Consider the following 24,079-nt stretch of genomic DNA (forward strand, 5'->3'; position numbering starts at 1 on the left):
CTGATTTTAAAGGTTTTTATTGATATTACCGATGTATATTCGGTATAATCGTTCAATATCAATTATTATATTTTTTTATAAAAGGTTTATGGATGTTAAAAAATATTATTGCACTATCATTTCTTACTTGCGTAAGTTATTCTCAGACACTGCAAGAGAGCTTAGAAGAAGTTTTACAGACAAATCCCACTATTCAAGAACGACTGCAAAACTACAATGCGACAAAACAGGATATTACCAATGCAAAATCAGGTTACTATCCATCACTCGATCTCAAACTCGGAGCAGGACAAGAGAAGATCGAACGCCAATATACGACAACAGATTATTCTGCATACGAAACTTCTTTGAACTATACACAAAATATTTTTAACGGTTTTGGCACAACGGCTTTAGTTGAAGGACAAGAATACAGAGCAGTCGCTGCTGCATACAGCTATGTAGAAAAAGTAAATGCCACATCTTCTGAACTGGTAAATACCTATCTTGAAGCCATGAAGAACGAAGAACTTTTAAAAACAGCGCAGGAAAATGTAGCCATTGATCAAGAGATATTCAATAAAGTTAAAAAACTATATAAAGCCGGTCTGACAACACTCTCTGAAGTTAAAAAGATAGAATCATCACTTGCTCTGGCAAAATCAAATCTTGTCGTTCAAGAAAATACACTTCTAAATGCTTCTTATAACCTGGAAAAAGTTTTAGGGCATACGCTCGATGCTTCAGCGATGCAAAAACCAAACCTTGATAATGTCAACTTTCCCCAATCGCAGGAAGAAGCACTTGCCTTTGCCTTTAAGCATAATCCGTCACTCCTCGCCAATGAATACAATCTTAAGGTTGCAAAAGCAACGAACAAAGAGAATAAAGCGAAGTATTATCCTAAAATCGACCTTGATATCTCACAAGCATACAATCACAACGTGAGCGGCATCAAAGGAAAAGATGATGAATTCCGTGCCATGGCCTACCTCTCATACAACATCTTTAACGGTTTCAGTGATCAAAGCAGCATAGAAAAAAGTTACTCACAGATACAACAACAGTTTGAAAACAAACGCAGCGTCAAACGTGAAATCGTTCAGAGTCTCAAACTCTCCTGGGCAGCTCAAGAAAAACTACAAGAGCAGCTGATTCATCTTCAAGAGTATAAGAAATTTTCAAATAAGACACTTATTCTTTACTCAAAGGAGTATGATCTGGGACGTCGTTCTCTACTTGACTTGCTCTCGGCACAAAATGATTTCATCCGATCAAAAGCACAAATCATTACGACACAATACAGCATACTCAATGCTAAATATAAAATCCTCAATACTATGGGTGTACTCGTAACAAGCATTATGCAAGATAATAAAGTTGTCTATTCAAAAGTTGATCTCTCAGGAGAGAAATAATGCTGATTGCAAATACTGACAACTTTAGAATGGATGCACTTCTTGACTCCCTTGTTCTTTTTACAAAAAAGTATCATAAACCTTTTTCAGCAGAGGCATTGACAGCGGGTCTGCCTATAGAACCGGGAGCAGAAGCACCGGAGCTTTTTTCTATAAATAATGCAAAAGGCCTTTTCTCCCGTGCAGCAGCACGTGCCGGGCTAAAGTCTTCTCTCATTCAACGACCTTTGCAGCAGATATCTAATCTGCAGCTTCCGATGATAATTTTGCTCTCCAATCAGGGAGCCTGTATCTTGGAAAAATTCTCAGATGACAGAAAACAGGCAAAGATCATAATGCCTGCAGAAGAGCCAATAGAACAGTGGGTTGATACACAAGACCTTGCCGATGAGTACATGGGCTACGGTTTTATGATAAAAAAAGCTTTTACAGCTGAAGATGATGAAAAAAAGACACTCCAGACACACCAAAAACACTGGTTCTGGGACACACTTAAGCTCTCCATTGGAATCTATAAAGATGTACTCTACGCCTCATTACTTGTCAACATTTTTGTTCTTGCCGCTCCGCTTTTTACCATGAATGTATATGACAGGGTCGTACCAAACAATGCCATTGAAACACTCTGGGTATTTGCCATTGGTGTTGTCATCGTCTATGTCATTGATACTTTTGCAAAATTTTCACGTACCTATCTTTTGGAAGTTGCAGCCAAGAAAAGTGACATTATCATGTCCTCTATCATCTTTGAAAAAGTACTCTCTTTAAAAATGGCTCATATACCTGCTTCTGTGGGTTCTTTTGCAAACAGCATCAAAGATTTTGACAATATCCGAGGCTTTTTGACAAATGCAACAATGGCAGCAGTGATAGACCTTCCTTTTGCCGTTATTTTTTTAGCGGTCATTGCATACATCGGCGGAACGATTGTACTCATTCCTATGGTTACGATGGGACTTATTTTGATCTACGCTTTTTTAATAAAAAATCCTCTGCGTGAGAGTATAGAATCTACACATGAAGCAGCGGCTAAAAAAAGCTCCATTCTCATAGAATCACTCAACAACCTTGAAACACTGAAAACACTCGGCGCATTAAATCAAACACAATGGAAATGGGAAGAAGCGACAGGAGAGATCGCAGGAAAAAGTCTGCGTTCACGACTTTTATCAGCTTCTATTCCAACGATCACGCAGCTGCTTATTCAACTCAATACTGTCATGATCATTGTCTATGGTGTTTACAAAATTCAGGATTTTGAACTTTCTCTGGGTGGTCTTATCGCTGTAGTTATCCTTACAGGAAGAACACTCGCACCGATGGGTCAGGTTGCCGGACTTATAACAAACTTTCAAGATGCAAAAACATCCTATGATATGCTCAACGAGATCATCTCAAAACCAAGTGAAAGACCAGAAGGCAAACAGTTTCTTGAGAAGCCGGCTTTTAGCGGACATATTGAGTTTAGAGACGTCACTTTTACCTATCCTGGGTCAAGTGTACCTGCTCTTAAAAATGTCTCTTTTGTTATTCATCAACATGAACATGTCGCAATCATCGGTCGTATCGGTTCAGGTAAAAGTACTATAGAAAAACTCATCCTTGGACTTTATGAACCCGATTCAGGACAGATCCTCATAGACGGCATCGACATTGCCCAAATAGATCCTGCAGACCTGCGTAAAAACATCGGCTATGTCTCACAAGATGTCATCCTCTTTAGAGGAACCGTTAAAGACAACATCACATTTAAAGCCTCTCACGCAAGTGACGGTGCTATGCTGCAGGCTTCGAAAATAAGCGGTACAGATGAATTTGTCAAAAAACATCCAAAAGGGTATGAGATGCCTGTAGGTGAACGCGGACACGGACTCTCCGGAGGACAGCGTCAAAGCATAGGTGTTGCTCGAGCATTTTTACTTGATGCTCCAATCTTGCTTATGGATGAGCCGACAAATGCTATGGACCAGGTCACAGAAGCAAATCTGCTCAATAATCTTGAAAAAGCGCTAAAAAATAAAACTGCGATTATAGTTACCCAGAAAATGACCCTTTTAAAGATAGTTGACAGAGTTATCATAATGAACGAAGGACGTGTTGTCATTGATGACGTCAAAGAACAGGCCATTTTAAAACTCCAGGGCGGAGGCAAAAAAAATGAAGCGTAAAAACAATACAGAATACACACAAAAAGAGTATGAGTTTATGAACTCGCTGAGTGCAGCGGTACTTGAACAGTCTCCCTCACGCATGAGCAAAGTCATCAAACTCTGGCTTATCACTATTCTAGCTTTCATTATCTGGGCATCTTTTGCAGAGATCGATGAGATAACACGAGGACAGGGAAAAGTCATTCCTTATGGACAAAACCAGATCATCCAGAACCTTGAAGGTGGGATTGTCGAAGCAATTTTGGTTCATGAAGGTGAACGTGTCAAGAAAGGTGAAGTGTTACTCAAGATAAAAAATCTTAAAAACATCTCCAGCAGTCAAACCAATGAAATGAAATATAAAGAACTTCTTGCAAAAAAACTACGTCTCTCTGCCGAAGCCAATGGTCTTCCTTTTAAAAGTATTAAAACTGATGATAAAGAACTGCAAGAGCAAATAGCACTTGCTCGTGATCTCTACAACTCTGATATGTTGGAATTTAAAGCCCAAGACAATGGACTTATTCAACAAATAGAACAAAAAAAACAAGAGTTAACAGAGGCAAAAGCAAAAATAAAATCTTTGCAAAAATCACTTACCTATGTCACAGAAGAGATCTCTATGACAGAGCCGATGGTCAAAGAAGGTGTAAAATCAAGAGTGGATTTTTTAAAACTAAAACGAGAGGCCAATGGTATCGAAAATCAGATAGAAGGGGCAAAACTCTCTCTACCACGTCTTAGATCAGCTATAAAAGAGTACCGCAATAAACGTATAGAAGCCAAACAGACCTTCCTATCCAAAGCAAAAGAAGAACTCAACAAAACAACGGCAGAGATAGCCCGATTAAAAACACAACAAATTGCATTTAACGATCAAGTAGACAGAACGATGGTCAAGTCTCCGGTAGATGGTATTGTCCAAAAACTTTTTGTTCATACCATCGGTGGTGTCGTTAAGCCGGGGGCCGATCTTGTCGAAATCGTTCCTATCAATGAAAAGTTATACTTAGAGATAAAGATAAAACCAAAAGATATCGCATTCATTCACCCTGGGGCAGAAGCAATGGTGAAGATTTCGGCTTATGATTTTTCTATTCATGGCGGGCTCAAGGGAAAAGTTGTCAATATCTCACCTGACACCATCACTGATAAAGAAGGAAAAACTTTTTATCTTATCAACGTTGAAACAGAAAAAAACTATCTTGGAACAAAAGAGCATCCACTTAACATTATCCCGGGAATGACAGCAAGTGTTGACATCGTAACAGGTAAAAAGACAGTAATGCAATACATCTTAAAACCTATACTCAAATCAAAACAATATGTATTTAGTGAGAAATAAGATGAAAACAGTACTGTTAAGCGAAAATGAAAACCTAATCTCAGAATGGAAAAACAAACTACAGAACACAAAAGTTCTCACGGCATATGATGAGGAGTCTCTGCGTGAGGTCACAAGCGGAAATCTCGATGAGTTTATAATTATTGCAGACTATGACACTATTGCGTCAGGAATCAATAAAATGCTCACAGCGAACACTTTACCCAAACAACTCATCGTACTTGAAAAAATACCTGAAGTTCTAATCGGAAAAAATTTGATCTTACATGGGGTAAAAGCCTATGGAAATACCAGAATGTTAGAGAATCACTTCAGACAAATGCTCAAAACTGTAAGCAGTGGCAAGGTCTGGAGTTATCCAGAATTGACAGCCCAACTCTCCAAACTAAACACGCTCACGTCAGAAGCTCAGTCTATGCTTCATAATAAACTGACAGATAAAGAACAAGAGGTTACGCTACTTATACTTGAAGGACTGACAAACGAAGCGATTGCCAATAAGCTTGACATTACCATTCGTACCGTCAAAGCACATATCGGTTCCATCTTTCAAAAACTTCATGTCAATGACCGTCTTTCCTTAGTACTTTTGTTAAAGCAATAGAACTTTTTCGTTCTATTAGCTTTCATCTACCTGTATATGAGTATCAATTTCTATTGTTACCATTGAACCATCATCATTTTGATGTTCATAGACATCATATGTCTCACCTGTTGTTTCATCAGTAGTCTGAAAATCACCTAATTTCCATTCAGCGTCATCGCCTTTCGTATTTAAAGCAACAGAATCTTCCTCTGTTCCATCAATACGCAAAATATTATCACTATCAGTCATATCCAAAACATCTTCAACATGTAATGAAGTGATGTTTTGACTTCCTTCATCTAGATTAATTGTTTCTATATTGGAAATACTATCACTAAGTGCACTCAAATCTATACTCATATCTTTACTAGCAATCAAGGTATCCAAACCTTCTCCACCGTTTATCATTGCATCATGTATATCTAAGACTATAGTATCATCGCCTGCACCGGCATTTATTCTGTCTGAGCCTGCTCCACCGACAATAGTGTCATCACCACTTGTTCCTGTGATATTATCATTTCCGCTTCCGCCGTCATAGTTATGTACTGCTTCGTTTCCTATGATTGTATCGTTTGAAGCTGTTCCTTTGATTGCATCTACATTGCTGATATTTGTCTCGCTGAAGTCTGATGATGTATTGTGCCATCTATTTCCATCACCTACCTGGATAGTATTCGTTCCTGCGCCGCCATCTATGTTTTCAACTGCACCTGCTTCGAAGTTTTTAAGTCCGATTGTATCATCGGCGTCACCACCTAAAATTGTATCATTACCTTCACCGCCGATGATTGTATCTTGACCGTTATTAGTTCCATTTACTCTGAATGTATCATCGCCGGCTCCACCTTTGAGTGTATCCCAGCCTGCTCCACCGACAATAGTATCATCACCACTTGTTCCTGTGATATTATCATTTCCGCTTCCGCCGTCATAGTTATGTACTGCTTCGTTTCCTATGATTGTATCGTTTGAAGCTGTTCCTTTGATTGCATCTACATTGCTGATATTTGTCTCGCTGAAGTCTGATGATGTATTGTGCCATCTATTTCCATCACCTACCTGGATAGTATTCGTTCCTGCGCCGCCATCTATGTTTTCAACTGCACCTGCTTCGAAGTTTTTAAGTCCGATTGTATCATCGGCGTCACCACCTAAAATTGTATCATTACCTTCACCGCCGATGATTGTATCTTGACCGTTATTAGTTCCATTTACTCTGAATGTATCATCGCCGGCTCCACCTTTGAGTGTATCCCAGCCTGCTCCACCGACAATAGTATCATCACCACTTGTTCCTGTGATATTATCATTTCCGCTTCCGCCGTCATAGTTATGTACTGCTTCGTTTCCTATGATTGTATCGTTTGAAGCTGTTCCTTTGATTGCATCTACATTGCTGATATTTGTCTCGCTGAAGTCTGATGATGTATTGTGCCATCTATTTCCATCACCTACCTGGATAGTATTCGTTCCTGCGCCGCCATCTATGTTTTCAACTGCACCTGCTTCGAAGTTTTTAAGTCCGATTGTATCATCGGCGTCACCACCTAAAATTGTATCATTACCTTCACCGCCGATGATTGTATCTTGACCGTTATTAGTTCCATTTACTCTGAATGTATCATCGCCGGCTCCACCTTTGAGTGTATCCCAGCCTGCTCCACCGACAATAGTATCATCACCACTTGTTCCTGTGATATTATCATTTCCGCTTCCGCCGTCATAGTTATGTACTGCTTCGTTTCCTATGATTGTATCGTTTGAAGCTGTTCCTTTGATTGCATCTACATTGCTGATATTTGTCTCGCTGAAGTCTGATGATGTATTGTGCCATCTATTTCCATCACCTACCTGGATAGTATTCGTTCCTGCGCCGCCATCTATGTTTTCAACTGCACCTGCTTCGAAGTTTTTAAGTCCGATTGTATCATCGGCGTCACCACCTAAAATTGTATCATTACCTTCACCGCCGATGATTGTATCTTGACCGTTATTAGTTCCATTTACTCTGAATGTATCATCGCCGGCTCCACCTTTGAGTGTATCCCAGCCTGCTCCACCGACAATAGTATCATCACCACTTGTTCCTGTGATATTATCATTTCCGCTTCCGCCGTCATAGTTATGTACTGCTTCGTTTCCTATGATTGTATCGTTTGAAACATTACCAACAACATTTGTATATCCTGTTAAATCTTCACCGGACAAATCATTTGTTGTATTATGCCATCTATTTCCATCACCAACATTATAATTATTTTGAACAACTGCATCATCAGACCCTGTAACATTCACAGTAATATTTGCCGTATCTTCTCCGCCCTTTCCATCACTTACAGTATAGTTAAAAGTCACATCCTGATTTTCACCTTTATTCATCTGCTGGAGCGTTTCACTTGGAGTAAAGTTTATTTTTCCAGAGACAACAGCAGCGGTGCCAAGAAGCATATCACTTCCATCTGTAGACATTATATTTACAGTTTGTCCTGCACTTACATCCTGGCCTTGAATCTCTGTAATACTTAAAGCATCACCCTCTTCATCCGTGTCATTGGCAAGAGCATCAATAGTTACTGAGTGATCTTCATCGGTCACAATACCTTCACCTTCATGAAGCACTGCACTCGCACCAAGAACAGCATCATTACCGTTACCAGAACTATCTGCCAATGGATTTTGCCCTTGAAAATCCAAATGCAATGCCTCTTTCCCATCTATAGTGACGGCAATATTATCGACATCTCCATCCATTGAATATTTTCCGTTCCCATAAGGACGGTTACCAATCATCAAATCATTACCGTAATCTATGATAGAACCTGTATAATTTTGTACATATGTATCCGTTACACCGTCTTCACCTGTATTGGTTATTGTGACATGTTCTCCGTCATATTTGAACGTAATGTTATTAAGAGCATCCGCATTATATTCAACATCTGTTTTATGCCATACCCAACCTTCGTCAGTTGTTCTCATTGCAAACTGCAGATGTCCATCATTTGTAAAGGCCAATTCTACTGTACTTTCTTTATTGAAAATGATGTCATAATTTCCCTGCATGCCATCTGGCGTAACTGCTAAGGAGAGTTCAAAATTTTCTTTACCGTTTAAGTTCAGCGTTGGTGAATCAGCTATTGTAATGTTTGATGTATTTGTATCGCTTAGAGTAATGGAATTATTAGCAATCTCATCAACTGCAATTGGTGCATCATTAACATCTGTTGTCGCTACAGGCATAACATCAACACTTACACCCTCACCTTCAAATGTTCTATGGATTTCCACACCCGCACCAAGAACAGCATCATTACCGTTACCAGAACTATCTGCCAATGGATTTTGCCCTTGAAAATCCAAATGCAATGCCTCTTTCCCATCTATAGTGACGGCAATATTATCGACATCTCCATCCATTGAATATTTTCCGTTCCCATAAGGACGGTTACCAATCATCAAATCATTACCGTAATCTATGATAGAACCTGTATAATTTTGTACATATGTATCCGTTACACCGTCTTCACCTGTATTGGTTATTGTGACATGTTCTCCGTCATATTTGAACGTAATGTTATTAAGAGCATCCGCATTATATTCAACATCTGTTTTATGCCATACCCAACCTTCGTCAGTTGTTCTCATTGCAAACTGCAGATGTCCATCATTTGTAAAGGCCAATTCTACTGTACTTTCTTTATTGAAAATGATGTCATAATTTCCCTGCATGCCATCTGGCGTAACTGCTAAGGAGAGTTCAAAATTTTCTTTACCGTTTAAGTTCAGCGTTGGTGAATCAGCTATTGTAATGTTTGATGTATTTGTATCGCTTAGGGTTACTGAACTCGCAGTAGTATCTGTTACTTCATGCACTGTTACACTATAATCCGGCAAATCTTGACCCACATTAACAACGGCAGCACCTTTAGCCGTCAATGCGATATCACCATTATCATTAATCATATAATGCTCAGTATCACTTATCTCTAATAACGTAGTATCACCTTCAACATCATCAACTGCTGTTGTGGCTATTATAGTTCCCGCACTCACACTATCTTCTACTATGGATTCTACTGGTGAAACTGTAAGCGTTGGTACGTCATTGACACTTGCAACATTGACTGTAAAGTTTTGCGTAGTTGTCGCTCCAGAATTATCGGTAATAGATATGGAAATATTATCAGTACCATTAAAGTTATGATCTGGAGTATATAAAATGTCGCCATTGTCTTGCAGTGTCAATCTACCATGTTCTGCAGACATGGAACTTGTATCTATTGTTCCATCAATATCTGAAGCATTTGCGATTACCTGAGCTATATCTTCAGTTGCTGTAATATCTACTATATCTATTGTAGGAGCGTCATTTGAACCGATCACTCTTATTTCCACAGTTTTTGGTTCACTTACATGCTCTCCATCAGAAACTTCAACAGCAAAAGTAATATTTGCAATATCACCCTCGCCTAGCTTATCAAATTCGACATTATCAAAGTAAAAGTCACCAACCTGTGCATCAATTTGTGGATACAGATCTAAAAATTCCTGTGTAACCTGAACAACCGTCTCATCATAATGATTCGTTGTAGGATTACTAAAAACTGCATCTGTAGCGCTCGGAGCTTTAAAATAATTATTACCACCGTCAGTATGCGCCAATGCTACTGTAAAATGGGAACTGTCACTGTCATGAATGTTTAAGTGGTTGAGCATCTCTGCCTGTGTAATAATAGAATAAACATCACCTGCCCATGTTGCACCGAAACCACGGAAACCTTCTAAATTATCTTCATTTACTATTATATCACTGCTGTTAATGATTTCAGGAGTTGTATTTTCTATTGCAGAAGACTCTTCAGTTGCAGGAATAACTACTCTTTGTACCTGATCAGGCTGTTCATTTGCATTGGATACTGTATCTATATCTCTTAATTTTGTTGTAATATCTTGATCGAGAAAGTCTGTATTTATTTCTTGAAAGTCAGGAGTATAACTTGAATCAGAAGAGGCAGAACCGGAATCATCCCCTGCTGCTGTCTCCATATCATCAGGCTGCACAATATCATCAGTAGTATTATCTTCTCCAGATTCCATTTCTGCTAAGGCAGTTACAGCACTTATGTCAGTAACAGTTTCATCAGCTGAAAATGCTTCCTGTGTTAAAGAAGCATCAAAAAGCTGTTCCTCATCGGCTAGCATAATCATTTCACTGCCGTCTTGCATAGAAATAATGATATTATTCATAGGATTATTTGAAGCTTCACCTATAACAATATCACCCTCATAAATTTTATCACCCTCATGCAATTGTACTTGTGAACCATCAGGATGCTTCACATAAAAAACACCATTAACACTTGAAACCGATGCGATAATCTGAGCCATAACTTACTCCTAAAATTTTTATTATAGAGTAATATTACTAGATTTTTAAAAAAGAAAATATTGTACTCAAGTACAAGATAGAATGGAAGTGTATAAGTTTTTAGGGGAAATAAAAATCTTCAAGTGGTGGACGAGGAGAGATTCGAATCCTCCTAACACCCCTATTTTTTGAACAAAAAACGTCAAAATCCCTAATATAGGGGCTAGAATTCTTAAAAAAAACTGAACCTTAAACCGATTTCGTCAATTTTTGTAAAATATTTGGCACCAAAATGGCACCCGTGGCACCATATTTTCTTATAATTTTCGTTCAAATTCTGTAAGTTTTTCTTCTATTTTTTCATAGTCATACATATAAGCTCTTACTAACTTCCAAAATGCTTTAGAATGATTTTTGTACACAATATGTACCATTTCATGCAGTACAATATATTCAATCAATTCAGAAGGTAATTTAATAATCTCGGTATTAAAAGTTATTCTATTTCGTTCTGAGCAACTTCCCCACCTTTTTGCACTTTTTCTAAATCCTACATATTCTGGATATAGTTTCATTCGATTACTATGTGCTCTAAGAAGCTTTAAAACTTTTTTTTCTGCTTTTATTTTATAAAATCTATCAATAGCTTGATTCAATTCTATTTGATCGACTTCAGGCGGTGTATAAATTTTAAATTTTGAATGATTAAAAACAACTCTTATATCTTTACGAGATTCTTCTTTTAAAATCTCAACATAATAACTTTTTCCAAGATAAAAAAGTCGTGACCCTGTAACTATATCACCATAATCAACTGATCTTCCAACCTCTTTAATCTTTTTCATAATCCATTTTGCTTTGGATTTAACTAACACTTGTATTTTATTGTCAGGCATATCTTTAGGCACTTTTACAAGAACCTTTTGATCTCTTTCAACAGTAATATATGTATTCTTAATCCTTGCATTTCTTTGCACTATACAATGAATTGTCTGTGTACCGTATTGTATTTTCATTGATTCTCTAAAATATCTAAAATAGTTATTGGAAGAGTTTTTAATTGCTCTTTATCAATATTGGCACTTCTCAAAAGAGATTTAATATTCTTACGAATCTCTTTTTTAATATCGTCAAACTCTTTCCAGTCTTCTTTTGTAAGATATACACCAATTTTATCAAAGAGTGCTATGGTGAAATCTTTCGGATCTGCAACAACTTTTTCTAAGCTTTTATAGACTGGAAATTGTTCAGGCGAACGCAAACCTAAACGCTTCCATTCTTCTTTAGCATTCCTTATATCTTCCATTATTTTGTTAAATTCTAAAAGCAGCTGTGCTTGATCTATTCGCTCTTCTTCTCTATCTTTTATTAACCGTTCCAGTCTTTTAGCAATATCTTCATAAAACTCCGGATTCTCTTTTTTATTGGCTTGAATCGTTTTTTTAATACGATTTTTAATTACAAGCTCTTTCGTTTTACCGCTTTTTCCTGCAAGCTCTTCTTCAAACTTTTTAGAGTCAGTTATATCAATAGCTTCGTCAAGTAGATACTCTACGCCAGAAGCTCTTAAATGCTCGTCTATGATCATTTGTATCTTCTTACTCTCTTCTCTAGTAATATGCAGCTTATCAGGTGTATATGTATTCACAGCTTCAAGCTTAATATCATTAAAAAGTTTCAAATCATATTCATAAGCAACGGCAAATGGATCAGGCAGCACTATATCCATAGACTTGTTAAAAAATTTTACCAGGTCAATAAATTTATCTCTTAAATCTTCAGGCTCTAAATATAAAACACAAGCGTCCACATATTTATCTCTATCCTTCATGCGATCTATTTTTATACTTCTAAAGAAAGCTACCATTTTGGCATGTCTATTTTCTAAAATAGTTTTTTCCTGCTCAATATTCGTCATAACGTCATTGACTTCCAAATCACCACTAAATATTTTAATAGCCTCAGCCAAATGTTCAGTAATACCTGCATAATCTACGATTAGACCATATTCCTTGCCTGGTGCTGTTCTATTTACCCGTGAAATTGCTTGAAGAAGATTATGCTCTTTTAAAAGCTTGTCAATATACATACATTGCACTATTGGAGCGTCATAACCAGTAAGCAGCATATCACTTACAATTAAAATCGCTGTATTGTCATATTGTCGTTTGCCACCAAGTGACTTATCTGATTCGTTGCCAAATGGAAGCTTGAAGTTTTCAATAGTCTCTTTAATCTTATCTTCTGGAGTTGCTAGGTCTCTATATTCCTGTGGATCTTTCTTATGGTTAAAACTCATGATCACTTTAGACTCAAAGCTGTTTAAACCTTGTTCTTTGAGTTGTAAAAAAGCCTTTTGGTATGCAATGGCTTGTGCTCGATTATGACATACAAGCATTGCTTTAAAACCATTAGGGTATATCTTCTCTCTGTAATGAGTAATGATATTTTTTGATATCTCTTCAACTCTTCGTCTGGCAAGTAAAAATGTATCTAGTGAAGCAGCCTTACTTTTGAGTTTTGCTTGTTTCTCTTCACTCTCATGACCAAAAGAGGCTTTAAAGACTTCATTCATAAGATCTTTTTCTATGAAATACTCAGGCATACCAGTTTGATACCTAATTGCTAAAGTATTGCCGTCCTCTACAGACTGCTTTATAGTATATTTGTCAATATAATCACCACCATAAAACTCTCTCAGTGTTGATTTACTCTCTTTGTCTATCGGTGTACCAGTAAATGCAATAAACTTCGCATGAGGTAAGCTAGCTCTCATATATGCTGCTGTCATGCCGCCTTGCGTTCTATGGGCTTCGTCAACAAGAACAAAGATATTTTCTTTATCACTCAACACTTCTATATCTTTTGGATCTATTCGCTCTTCGGCTCTCTCTTGAAACTTATGAATTGTAGTCATAAGTGTTTTACCGTAACTATCTCGCAGCTCTTCTTTGAGGTGTGAGATACTTGCTGCTTGTTTGGTATTTGGAAATCCTGCACGTCTGAAAGTTGAGCTTATTTGATTGTCTAAATCAATTCTATCTGTTACTACCAATATTGTAGGATTATCAAATCCTGCTTCTTCACGACGGAGTTTAATAGCAAGATATACCATAGAGATAGATTTACCACTTCCCGTAGTATGCCAAACAACACCACCTTGATTTTCATTTTTTAACTTATCAAGAATTTTATTAACCGCTCGTAGCTGTTGATAACGAGGTAGTTTTTTAATGGTTCTTCCTTGATCTACTTCAAAGATTGTGAAGTTTCTTACAATATCGAGCAATACACTTTTTTGAAAGAGTGAGTATATAAGTATATCCTGAGCTGTTGGCACTCTGTCTACTAAAGCACTTATCTCTTTCGTAGAATCAGCCTTGAATTTTGAGTAGTGATCGAATGAAGCTCCTATGGTTCCATACAGGGCTTTACCTTTGTTTATACCTACACATATTTGATTGTAGTTGAAAAGTTTGGGTGAATTGTTTTGATAATATTGTAAATCATTTATAGCGTCAGTGATTGGCACCTTTGGAGATTTTGCTTCGATAACTGCTAAAGGTAAGCCGTTTATATAAACCACTATATCAGGAATAGAATTATTTCCGTGTCCGTGATACTTCATTTGATTTACAACGAGAAAGTCATTATTTTCAAGATTGTCATAGTCTATGATAAAAACAGGTTCGGGGTGAGCGTCAGGAGTTGGTTTTTCAGTAATAGAGTCTTTTTTTGTAATGAGTTCATACAAAGCCTGATTTGCTTCCATAAGTGTTGAAGCCTGAATATTTGTGATTCTACGAATAGTTTTTTCTAAAGAGTTTCCCTTGAGCCATGGGTTTATCTTTGTAAGTGAATTTCTTAGTCTATCTTCAAGTATAACTTCATTAATAGAACTTCTTGGATCTTCTTTTGAGCCGTCAAAATATTCGTAGCCTAATTTTTGAAACAGTTCAATTGCTGGTAGTTCACTTTGTAGATATTCTGGGGTGTTTTGGCTCATAATTCCTCTCTTATTGTAATTAACTTTTTTTATTTTGCTTAATTTTTTTCAGAACATATTCATATTCTTTTATAGTTACTTTTTCATAATGAAGCCATATAAATGATTGTCTAATGAGCTTTTTATCTGGATTGTTTTGTAGTAGTTTTTTTACTTCCTTGCTAAGTACAGGTTTTAGCTTTCCAAGATTTCTAATTACAGTAGGATTACCATGAATAACTTTCCCATTTCCCATTCTTACACCCTCACCTCACCAGTAAGCAATTTTTGCATTAAACCTTTTTTTAATTCTTCAAAAGATTCTTTTTTTACTTTTAGGTTTTCGAGTTTTTCGTCTGCTGTAGACAGTATTTCGGCTATTTGTTTTTGTTCTTCAAGAGGAGGAAGAGGTATCTTTGTATTTCTAAGTGTTTTTAATGATAAGTTTCTAATAGTAGTTCCCGTAAGTTCCAATAAGAAATAACGTAAAATTGTACTTGACTTTAAAGTATAAAACAAAAACTGTTTCAATATTCTATCATTGACATTCATATATGCAATACTTTTTCCAAGCATTACTTTTTCATTATTAAAATAAGCAAGACTTCCTATTGTTCCATTAATAGATAGTAATACGGTAGTCTCATTTAATACTTTTTTATTTTTTAAATATTCTTCTTTACTTATACATTTAGTATTATCTGTAATTTCAATAATTTTACTATTAAGATTATTTCCATTAATAAAATAATACTCTGAATTTTCAACATATTTTGGTGTCCCATGCAACCCGTCCCCAATTTTAGTTGTAAGTTCTTCTAAAATATCTATATCCCAACTTTTAGGAATCCTACCAATTTCACTATCTTTAAACTCAGTATGCCCAATACCTTCAGTTAAAAGCTTTTGCATTAAACCTTTTTTGAGAAGCTCAGTCTCTTCTATCTGATTATCAACAAAAGCGATTTTTTGATCTACTGTGCTAAGAATTTCAGCTATTTTCTTTTGTTCTTGGAGGGGTGGAAGAGGAATTTTAAATTTTCTTACCTTTTGAGCATTTAAATTTTTTTGTGTTGTTTGATCTACAAATTTATCAATCTTATTTTTTATATCTAATAAAAATTGATATAAATATTCCATATCAATTTTACTTGTATCTGGAATAATACTCATAATTGCTTGATTAGTTGCTACAGGAAGTTTGTTGATTGCTACAAATCCAAGGGAAGCATACATAGAATATAAAATTACTCCTTCCGGAACCAACCATGCACTTGAATCGTTTAAGGCTTCTTCAGAGATTTTTGTTTTGGTTTCTATTAAAAATTTATTACTAGAAGTAATGTCGTCAATCTTAACAAAAGGAATATTACCTTTGTAATATTCTTCGTTAGTAGATTTTGGTGTTCCCCCTGAACGCATTTTAGTGATCACTTCTTCTAAATTAACAATTTTCCAATCGTCAGGTAACTTACTCACGATACAAACCCCAATTCTTTTAAAAAGCCATTTAATTTACTGTCTATATCTTTTTCTTTTGTCTCTATCTCACTGATTCGACCAAGAACCTCTTTTATATCAACAATCTCTTCCTCTTCACTTGTATCTATATAACGGGCAATATTAAGATTGTAGTCATTTTCTTCTATCTCTTCAAGATCTACTACTCTCATATATTTTTCAACTTCTTCAAGAGCGTCATAAGAGCTTACTACTTTTTCGATATTCTCAGGAGTTAAAGAGTTTTGATTTTTACCTTCTTTATATTCATTTGAAGCGTCTATGAATATGACTTTCTTTTTTAAATGTTCAGGCTTTGATTTGTTTATGATTATTATACTTGCAGGTATACCGGTGTTATAAAAAAGTTTTTCAGGTAAACCGATAATAGCTTCAATGAGATCGTCATTTAATAACCCCTCACGTATTTTTCCTTCAGCTCCTCCACGGAAGAGTACACCATGAGGTAAAACTATTCCCATTTTTCCGTTTTGTTTTAAAACACTTACCATGTGCTGTAAAAATGCTAAGTCACCATAACTTCGTGGTGGTATGCCGTATTTAAAACGACCATACTCGTCACTTACCACTTGGTTATACTTAGGCGTAATGGTTTTACCTTTTGCGTCAGTTTTCAAATCACTCTCAGCAGCTTCCCACCAGTTTGACAACGAAAAAGGCGGATTTGCTATCACTCTGTCAAAAGTCTCTAGTTCACCATTCACAATGTGTTTCGGACTCCCAAGTGTATCACCTTTACGAATATCACTGTCCTTAAAGTTATGAACAATCATATTGATCTTACAAATCGCCCAAGTTCCAAGATTTTTCTCTTGACCTTTTAAAGTACAGTCAACAAACTCACCAACCATACCACCGTGAGCCGCAATGTATTTTGCAGATTCTATAAGCATACCACCAGACCCACATGTAGGATCGTAAATGCTGTTGCCAGCTTCAGGTTTAATGAGTTGCACTAAAAGCTGCACAACCTCTTTAGGTGTATAGAATTCACCACCTTTCTTACCGCCAGCGTCTGCAAATTCTCTAATGAGATATTCATAAGCATTTCCAAGTATATCAGGGTTTTCCAAGTCAGCATTAGCAAGAGAGTGTTTATTGAAATGATTTAAGAGTCGTGAGAGTAGGGTATCGGGAAGTTTTTCACTGTCTCCAAAGTGAACAGTAGTCATAACACCTTCAAGTGCAGAATTATGTTCTTCAATAGCACTAAAGGCTTGATCTATCGCTTGACCAATATTCTCAGTCTTTTTGGTGATATTGCCCCACCATGCAACTTCAGGAACATAAAATCTATGAAAATCTTCGTCCTCTATAGCCTCTTCAAGAGAGATACCTTCTTCGTCAGCTGCAATTTTTGCTTCTTCAAAGAACTGATCACTAGCGCGCTTTAAAAATAAAAGTCCAAAAATATAGTTTTTAAAATCGGAGCTATCAATATGCCCACGCATAATATTTGCTGAATCCCACAACCAAGATTCTAAAGTTTCTAAATTTAATTTGTGTGCCATATATATCCCATTATTCTAATCTAATAGATTATACAACTTTTATGATTAAAACTTCAAAAATACACAAAATCTACAAATAAGAGCAGAGACACTTTCCCGCAGTACAGTGCAAGTGTAACCCCTATAATAGGAATTTTAACAAGGTAATATTTTCAGGGTGCCATATTGGAGACAAATATAACTATGTAAAATGGGTAATTATACTTTACTTTTAGAAGGATTTAACTATAAGTTTTTCAAATATATATTTTTTGATCTTAAGAATTATTTTATGTATTATGGCACCAAAATTATGGCACCCTGAAAACTTAAACGTCAAAAAGTGCCTAAAATAGGCTAGTAAAATTAGTGTACTTAGGGACAAAAAGGGACAAATGCAAATTACTGAGAAGTACGTCAGGGCAATTGATAGAGAGATTTTAGATATTATTTACAGTAATATTTTAAAATTAAATGAAAAAAATTGAAGAAATGGTGGACGAGGAGAGATTCGAACTCTCGGTACAGTTACCCATACGCATCCTTAGCAGGGATGTGGTTTCAGCCACTCACCCACTCGTCCTTTTGAAGAGCGTAATAATAGTACGTTTTTCATAATATCTAGCTTAAATTTCTTGTTTTGCTTTTTAGAGTATAATATATGAATGAGAAGTAAAATAGTACTGATTGTCTTGATGCTATTCAAAACAGTTGTTATAAATGCAGATGAATATCCTGCTTTTTCCACAAATGAACTTAACACTATCTGTTGTAGTAATCCAATATCAAAAAATAGAATCTTAGATTATCAACAAACCATGCAAAAACTGGCTATTTTACCAAAAAGTAAACAGCTCACGCAGCTCAATCTTTATCTCAATTCACTGCTGCCGCAATATGATGCCGTTACAAAACATAAAGAGGATTACTGGGCAACACCCAAAGAGTTTTTAACGATTGGGTATGGAGACTGTGAAGATTATGTCATTATAAAATACTATTCGCTGCTTCACCTTGGTTATGATAAAAGGCATCTCTACCTTACCATTGTCAAAGAAAAATTTCATGGCGGCTATCATATGGTTTTAAGCTATTTTAAACAATTGGGCAGCTCGCCTCTCATACTTGATAACCTCAGCTTTAAAATTTTACCGCTGAAACAGAGAAGCGACCTACAAGCAGAACTATTTATAAACACTGCAGGTGTTTACAAAATGGAGCGAAATGGATCATTAATCAAAATAGCAGACAAATATAAAGAGTTTGAAGATTTACAAAAAAGAGTTCTAAAGAATCTTTAGAGCTGTTCTAAAATTTTTGCGACAACAGCAGATGGATTCTCTGACTGATAAATAGGACGGCCGACGACAATAAAGTTTACTTTCTGCTCTTTTGCAAACGCGACATCTGCTACACGTTTTTGATCCCCTGCATCTTCACCAAAAGGACGAATTCCTGGTGTAAGCGTCATAAAGTTTTCATCAGTGATTTTTTTAATAGAAAGCGATTCAAAAGCGGAACAGACAACACCATCAAGCCCACTCTCCTCGGCATCTATTGCAAACTGATCTGCTTTACTGCCAATGTCGGCATTATAGACCGCTTTAAATTCATCTTCACTAAAAGACGTCAATGCAGTTACAGCTAAAACAATTGGACGGTTTTCATATTTTTCAAGGCGCTGCATTACCGTATGCATAGCACGTCGTCCCGCACTTGCGTGAACATTGAACATATCTACACCAAGTCCCATAATTGACTCGGCGGCATCCGCCATCGTGTTTGGAATATCATAGAGTTTCAGATCTAAAAATATTTTAAAGTCAGGGTTTATCTGCTTAATAGCTTTTAAAAATGCTTCACCATCACGAATATAAGAACGAAGCCCTACTTTGAGCCAAATGTCATGATCTTTGATTTTTTCAATAAGTGCTAGATTTTCTTCTTGGGAAGGAAGGTCAAGGGCAACGCATAATTCCATAATAACTCTTTAGTGTTAATTTATGGAATTATAGCATTTTAGTTTTGATTTACTCTTTATTTGGACTTCACCATATTTTCTATTTTTTCAACAATAGATGGATCTTCGAGTGTTGAGATATCCTGTGTAATTGCCTCACCTTTTGCAATAGAACGGAGGATACGACGCATAATCTTTCCTGAACGCGTTTTTGGCAGACCAGGGGCAAAGACGATATCATCACATAAAGCGATATTCCCTATCTCTTTTTTAATGACATTATTAATGGCTTTTACCTCTTCAACCTCATCGGCTACACCATCATCAGATTTTAGAACTACATAAGCAAAAATTCCCTCACCTTTAAGTTCATGAGGTTTACCGACAACGGCAACTTCAGCGACATTAGGATGTTTTTTAATCGCCGCTTCAATTTCAGCAGTACCCATTCTGTGTCCGCTTACATTGATAACATCATCTGTACGGCCTGTAATTGTAATGTATCCGTCTTCGTCATAAACAGCACCGTCACCAGTAAAGTAAATAGGCTTTCCGTTTTTTTTCACATCACCAAAGTATGACTTAACAAAACGCTCTTCATCACCCCAGACACCACGGATCATTGACGGCCAAGGACGTGTCACACACATATATCCAGTCTCACCCGTTTCGACTCTCTCACCTGTTACAGGATCCAATATCTCACCCATGATTCCCGGTAAAGGAAGTGTTGCACATGCAGGTTTGATCGGAGTAGCCCCAGGAAGTGGAGAAACAATATGTCCACCGGTCTCTGTCTGCCAGTATGTATCGACGATAGCACATTTTGAGCTGCCAACCTCTTCATAGTACCATTTCCATGCCGGCGGATCGATCGGCTCACCAACAGTACCAAGAACTTTCAAGCTGCTAAGGTCATATTTTGCAGGCTCATCTTCACCCATTTTATGAAGTACACGGATAGCAGTAGGTGCTGTATAGAACTGGTTGATTTTATACTCTTCTACCATTTTCCAAGGACGACCGGCATCGGGATACGTAGGGACACCTTCAAATATCACAGTTGTCGCACCCATTGCAAGCGGACCGTAAACTATATACGTATGCCCTGTAATCCAGCCGACATCTGCCGTACACCAGTAAGTATCATTTTCTTTGACATCAAATACCCATTCCATAGTCATTTGTGCCCATAAGATATATCCTGCAGAATTGTGTTGCACACCTTTTGGTTTCCCTGTCGAACCTGAAGTATAAAGTAAGAAAAGTGGGTCTTCACTATCCATAACTTCCGGCTCACAATGAACCTCTTGAGATTTTATAAGCTCATTATATGAGTAGTCACGTCCTGCGACCCATGTAATATCTTCATCATTTCGCTCAACAACGAGTACTTTATTTACAGGACTGCCGCCTTCAAGTGCTTGATCTACGACTGGTTTCAACATATACGGCTTATCTTTTCTATACGCACCATCTGCCGTAATTACCACTTTTGCATCAGCATCTTCAATACGATCACGCAGCGCTTCAGCAGAGAATCCACCAAAGACGATAGAGTGAATAGCACCTATTCTCGCACACGCAAGCATCGCATACGCAGCTTCAGGAATCATAGGCATATAAATAACAACTCTGTCACCTTTTTTGACACCAAACTCTTTTTTCAGCAAGTTTGCAAACCTGTTCACATTATAGTAAAGTTCAAGATAGGTAATGATCTGCTTATCTCCACGATCTCCTTCAAAGATGATCGCTGCTTTGTTCTTGCGAGTTTTAAGATGACGGTCAATACATTGCTCGGCAACATTTAACTTTCCATCTTTGAACCATTTTACAAATGGAAAATTAGACTCATCCATAACTTCATTAAATGGCTCTATCCAATCCAGTTTCTCTTTAGCGTAACGCCCCCAGAAACCTTCATAGTCTTCCATTGCTTCTTCTTGAAGCGCCTGATACTCACACATATTTTTAATTCTGGCTGTTTTAGCAAACTCTTTATTTGGTTTAAATACTGATTTTGACATCTATCCGCCTTTATGTTTAATTAGTTATCGAAAATTATATCTTGGAAAAATTTATCTTTCCTTGAAGATAGATTTTGATTTATATTTAAAGTTAATTTTATTTGACTATAATTTCATAAATTTAACAATATAAGGTGAAAATAATGTTTGGAAGAAGCACACAACTCAAAGAGTATGATTTAACAGATGTTCAAAAAGATCAATACGCGAAGATCGTGACAAATAAAGGTGATATCTGGATTAAACTCTATCCGGATGAGGTACCAAATACAGTAGCAAACTTTGCACACTTGGCAAAAACAGGTTTTTATGACAACCTCAACTTTCACCGTGTCATCCCTGGTTTTATGGCGCAAGGCGGGTGTCCTCACGGAACAGGAACAGGTGGACCGGACTGGGCGATAGCATGTGAAACAGACAAAAATACCCATAAACATGTAAAAGGAACACTGTCAATGGCTCACGCAGGACCAAATACAGGTGGAAGCCAATTCTTCATCTGTTTCGTTCCATGTCCACACTTAGACGGTGTTCACACTGTTTTTGGCGGTATTGAAGAAGATGATGCACAAAGTTTTGCAGTTCTTGATTCCATTGAAGGTCAAGATGATATAAAAACTATCGAAATTCACGAAACTCGCGACTAAGGCTCTCTTATTTTAGTTCATATCTGCTGTAGTGTTGATTCACACTTTTTCTTGGAAAAACTTCAAAAAGATTTTCCCCAAGAGAAACTTACCGGTTTTTTTTACGATCCAAATATCCATCCCTATTCAGAGTACAAACTTCGTCTTTTGGATGTTGAACGAAGCTGTAAAAAACTCGGTATTGAGTTGATTGAAGGCGAGTATGATTACGAGTCCTGGCTCAAAGCTGTCCGCGGTTTGGAAAAAGAACCCGAAAAAGGAGCTCGCTGCGAGGTCTGTTTTGACAAGCGTTTTTTGACAAGCGCGCAAAAAGCACTTGAGCTTGGCGAAGACAAGATCACGACAACGCTCCTTGTCAGTCCATTAAAATCCCAAGAACAGCTCAAACACGTCGGCGATGATTTTCATGCAAAGCACGGTGTAGAGTTTATTGCCGTTGATTATCGCAGCGGCGGCGGCACACAGGATCAAAGCCGTGTTACAAAAGAAGAACAGCTCTATCGTCAGGACTACTGCGGCTGCATCTATGGACTTACCATGCAGCGTGAGCAACAGGAGAGACTGATGGATGAGATGTTCTCTCCAATCTCAGGACAAACACTGCCTGCTTCCATAGAAGAAAGGCTCCAACTTTACACCTCACGTAACGAACTCGAAGATGAAGGCAAAGCATATAGAATAGTTCGTCAGAAATTTCTCAACTACAGACAATTCAATGTCAAACTCATTTCAGGAAAGAAAGAGATTGTAGATGCTCATGCACTCAGCTACTCGACACTCCCTCGTAAACGTGCACAAGGCCGCATTGAGTTTGCCATTGAAGATGTTCATTACTTCAATCGTGAAGAGATCAAATTTATCACACTGCAATACTTCAACGATTTTTTCAATACACAGTATCAAAGCGTACGCGAATTGATTTTTAATCCACCTGATGTCAAAAAAGAGTTACAGCTGCGTGAGCATATTTGCGGTTTTTCTTATGATCTCAGCCCTATTATTGTTGTTCAACACATACCGGATACAAAGCTTACACTTCATATCGATGCAAAGCTCTATGAAGACACACGAGAAAAGCTAATCGTTTTATAATAATTTTTTTGGTAAAATATCCAAAATTATTATTATTAAGGTTTTCACTATGCTTATGGATGTTATGGACATACAAAAAATTCTTCCTCACCGCTACCCATTTTTACTCGTAGACCGTGTTACAGGGCTAGTTCCGGGTGAATCAATCTCTGCTTACAAGAATGTTTCTATCTCTGAACCTGTTTTTGAAGGACACTTTCCCGGTCACCCTATCTATCCGGGTGTTATGATACTCGAAGGTATGGCTCAAGCCGGCGGTATTTTAGCGTTTAAAAGCATGATAGATGTCAGCGAAGAAGAGATACAGAACAAAGTCGTCTACTTTATGAGTATCGACAAAGCAAAGTTCAGAAGCCCTGTTAAACCGGGTGACCAACTTGAGTACAGAGTCTCTGTCATTAAAAATAAGGGCGCCATCTGGCTGTTAAAAGGCGAAGCATATGTGAATGATAAACTCACAAGTGAAGCTGAACTAAAAGCTATGATCGTCGATAAATAGGGAAAA

General features: G+C 37.1%; 16 protein-coding genes and 1 tRNA gene. 8 read left to right on the plus strand and 9 right to left on the minus strand.

Annotated features, from left to right (window positions below; all coding sequences use genetic code 11):
* Positions 1 to 92: 92 nt before the first annotated feature.
* The 4 genes from FM071_RS06985 to FM071_RS07000 are packed head-to-tail and all read left to right on the plus strand — an operon-like array spanning position 93 to position 5,496.
* The gene (locus FM071_RS06985; protein ID WP_193110143.1) at positions 93 to 1,397 is read left to right on the plus strand and encodes a TolC family outer membrane protein; all 1,305 of its coding nucleotides are present in this window, start codon (positions 93 to 95) and stop codon (positions 1,395 to 1,397) included.
* Positions 1,397 to 3,565 carry a type I secretion system permease/ATPase gene (locus FM071_RS06990; RefSeq protein WP_193110144.1) on the plus strand — a complete coding sequence of 723 codons (2,169 nt, stop codon included), beginning with the start codon at positions 1,397 to 1,399 and terminating at the stop codon, positions 3,563 to 3,565. Before FM071_RS06985 ends, FM071_RS06990 begins: the two co-directional genes overlap by 1 nt.
* On the plus strand, positions 3,555 to 4,892 hold the full coding sequence (locus tag FM071_RS06995) for an HlyD family type I secretion periplasmic adaptor subunit (RefSeq protein WP_193110145.1): 1,338 nt from the start codon (positions 3,555 to 3,557) through the stop codon (positions 4,890 to 4,892). The genes FM071_RS06990 and FM071_RS06995 overlap by 11 nt, the downstream gene beginning before the upstream one ends.
* A gap of 1 nt (position 4,893) precedes the next feature.
* Positions 4,894 to 5,496: a response regulator transcription factor gene (locus FM071_RS07000; RefSeq protein WP_193110147.1), complete on the plus strand. Its 603-nt coding sequence runs from the start codon at positions 4,894 to 4,896 to the stop codon at positions 5,494 to 5,496.
* A gap of 15 nt (positions 5,497 to 5,511) precedes the next feature.
* On the opposite strand, the gene FM071_RS07005 is transcribed toward FM071_RS07000, so the two are convergent.
* From FM071_RS07005 to FM071_RS07035, 7 genes are all read right to left on the minus strand, one after another.
* Entirely contained in the window at positions 5,512 to 10,869 is a 5,358-nt protein-coding gene (locus FM071_RS07005) for an Ig-like domain-containing protein (RefSeq protein WP_193110149.1), read from the minus strand.
* 297 nt (positions 10,870 to 11,166) lie between these two features.
* A complete protein-coding gene (locus FM071_RS07010; RefSeq protein WP_193110150.1) occupies positions 11,167 to 11,865 on the minus strand; it encodes a M48 family metallopeptidase in 699 nt (232 codons plus the stop codon).
* The gene (locus FM071_RS07015; protein ID WP_193110152.1) at positions 11,862 to 14,855 is read right to left on the minus strand and encodes a type I restriction endonuclease subunit R; all 2,994 of its coding nucleotides are present in this window, start codon (positions 14,853 to 14,855) and stop codon (positions 11,862 to 11,864) included. The genes FM071_RS07010 and FM071_RS07015 overlap by 4 nt, the downstream gene beginning before the upstream one ends.
* A gap of 19 nt (positions 14,856 to 14,874) precedes the next feature.
* The gene (locus FM071_RS07020; RefSeq protein WP_193110154.1) at positions 14,875 to 15,090 is read right to left on the minus strand and encodes a hypothetical protein; all 216 of its coding nucleotides are present in this window, start codon (positions 15,088 to 15,090) and stop codon (positions 14,875 to 14,877) included.
* A 2-nt stretch (positions 15,091 to 15,092) separates the two neighbouring features.
* Positions 15,093 to 16,313, minus strand: coding sequence for a restriction endonuclease subunit S (locus FM071_RS07025; RefSeq protein ID WP_193110156.1), 1,221 nt, complete (start codon positions 16,311 to 16,313; stop codon positions 15,093 to 15,095).
* A complete protein-coding gene (locus tag FM071_RS07030; protein ID WP_193110157.1) occupies positions 16,310 to 17,866 on the minus strand; it encodes a type I restriction-modification system subunit M in 1,557 nt (518 codons plus the stop codon). The genes FM071_RS07025 and FM071_RS07030 overlap by 4 nt, the downstream gene beginning before the upstream one ends.
* 472 nt (positions 17,867 to 18,338) lie before the next feature.
* Positions 18,339 to 18,428 (minus strand) — tRNA-Ser (locus FM071_RS07035).
* Between the two features lie 82 nt (positions 18,429 to 18,510).
* Here FM071_RS07035 and FM071_RS07040 point away from each other — a divergent pair.
* Positions 18,511 to 19,146 (plus strand): transglutaminase-like cysteine peptidase, encoded by a 636-nt coding sequence (locus tag FM071_RS07040; RefSeq protein WP_226960513.1) that lies wholly within the window; start codon positions 18,511 to 18,513, stop codon positions 19,144 to 19,146.
* Here FM071_RS07040 and pyrF read toward each other — a convergent pair.
* Together pyrF and acs are read right to left on the minus strand one after the other, a co-directional pair.
* Complete coding sequence (gene pyrF / locus FM071_RS07045) at positions 19,143 to 19,826, minus strand: orotidine-5'-phosphate decarboxylase (RefSeq protein ID WP_193110159.1); 684 nt, start codon at positions 19,824 to 19,826, stop codon at positions 19,143 to 19,145. The two genes, FM071_RS07040 and pyrF, sit on opposite strands and share 4 nt — an antisense overlap.
* Before the next feature lie 56 nt (positions 19,827 to 19,882).
* Positions 19,883 to 21,835, minus strand: a complete 1,953-nt coding sequence (gene acs / locus FM071_RS07050; RefSeq protein ID WP_193110161.1) for an acetate--CoA ligase — start codon at positions 21,833 to 21,835, stop codon at positions 19,883 to 19,885.
* A 143-nt stretch (positions 21,836 to 21,978) separates the two neighbouring features.
* On the opposite strand from acs, the gene FM071_RS07055 reads away from it, so the two are divergent.
* Genes FM071_RS07055 through fabZ form a run of 3 tightly spaced genes read left to right on the plus strand, consistent with a single transcriptional unit; the run spans position 21,979 to position 24,073 of the window.
* Positions 21,979 to 22,482, plus strand: a complete 504-nt coding sequence (locus FM071_RS07055; protein WP_193110162.1) for a peptidylprolyl isomerase — start codon at positions 21,979 to 21,981, stop codon at positions 22,480 to 22,482.
* Between the two features lie 9 nt (positions 22,483 to 22,491).
* Positions 22,492 to 23,574 carry an epoxyqueuosine reductase QueH gene (locus FM071_RS07060; RefSeq protein ID WP_193112049.1) on the plus strand — a complete coding sequence of 361 codons (1,083 nt, stop codon included), beginning with the start codon at positions 22,492 to 22,494 and terminating at the stop codon, positions 23,572 to 23,574.
* A 49-nt stretch (positions 23,575 to 23,623) separates the two neighbouring features.
* Positions 23,624 to 24,073, plus strand: a complete 450-nt coding sequence (gene fabZ, locus FM071_RS07065; protein ID WP_193110163.1) for a 3-hydroxyacyl-ACP dehydratase FabZ — start codon at positions 23,624 to 23,626, stop codon at positions 24,071 to 24,073.
* The last annotated feature ends 6 nt before the right edge of the window (positions 24,074 to 24,079 follow it).

This window comes from Sulfurimonas paralvinellae, from assembly GCF_014905135.1.
In the GTDB taxonomy this organism is placed as follows: Bacteria; Campylobacterota; Campylobacteria; order Campylobacterales; family Sulfurimonadaceae; genus Sulfurimonas; species Sulfurimonas paralvinellae.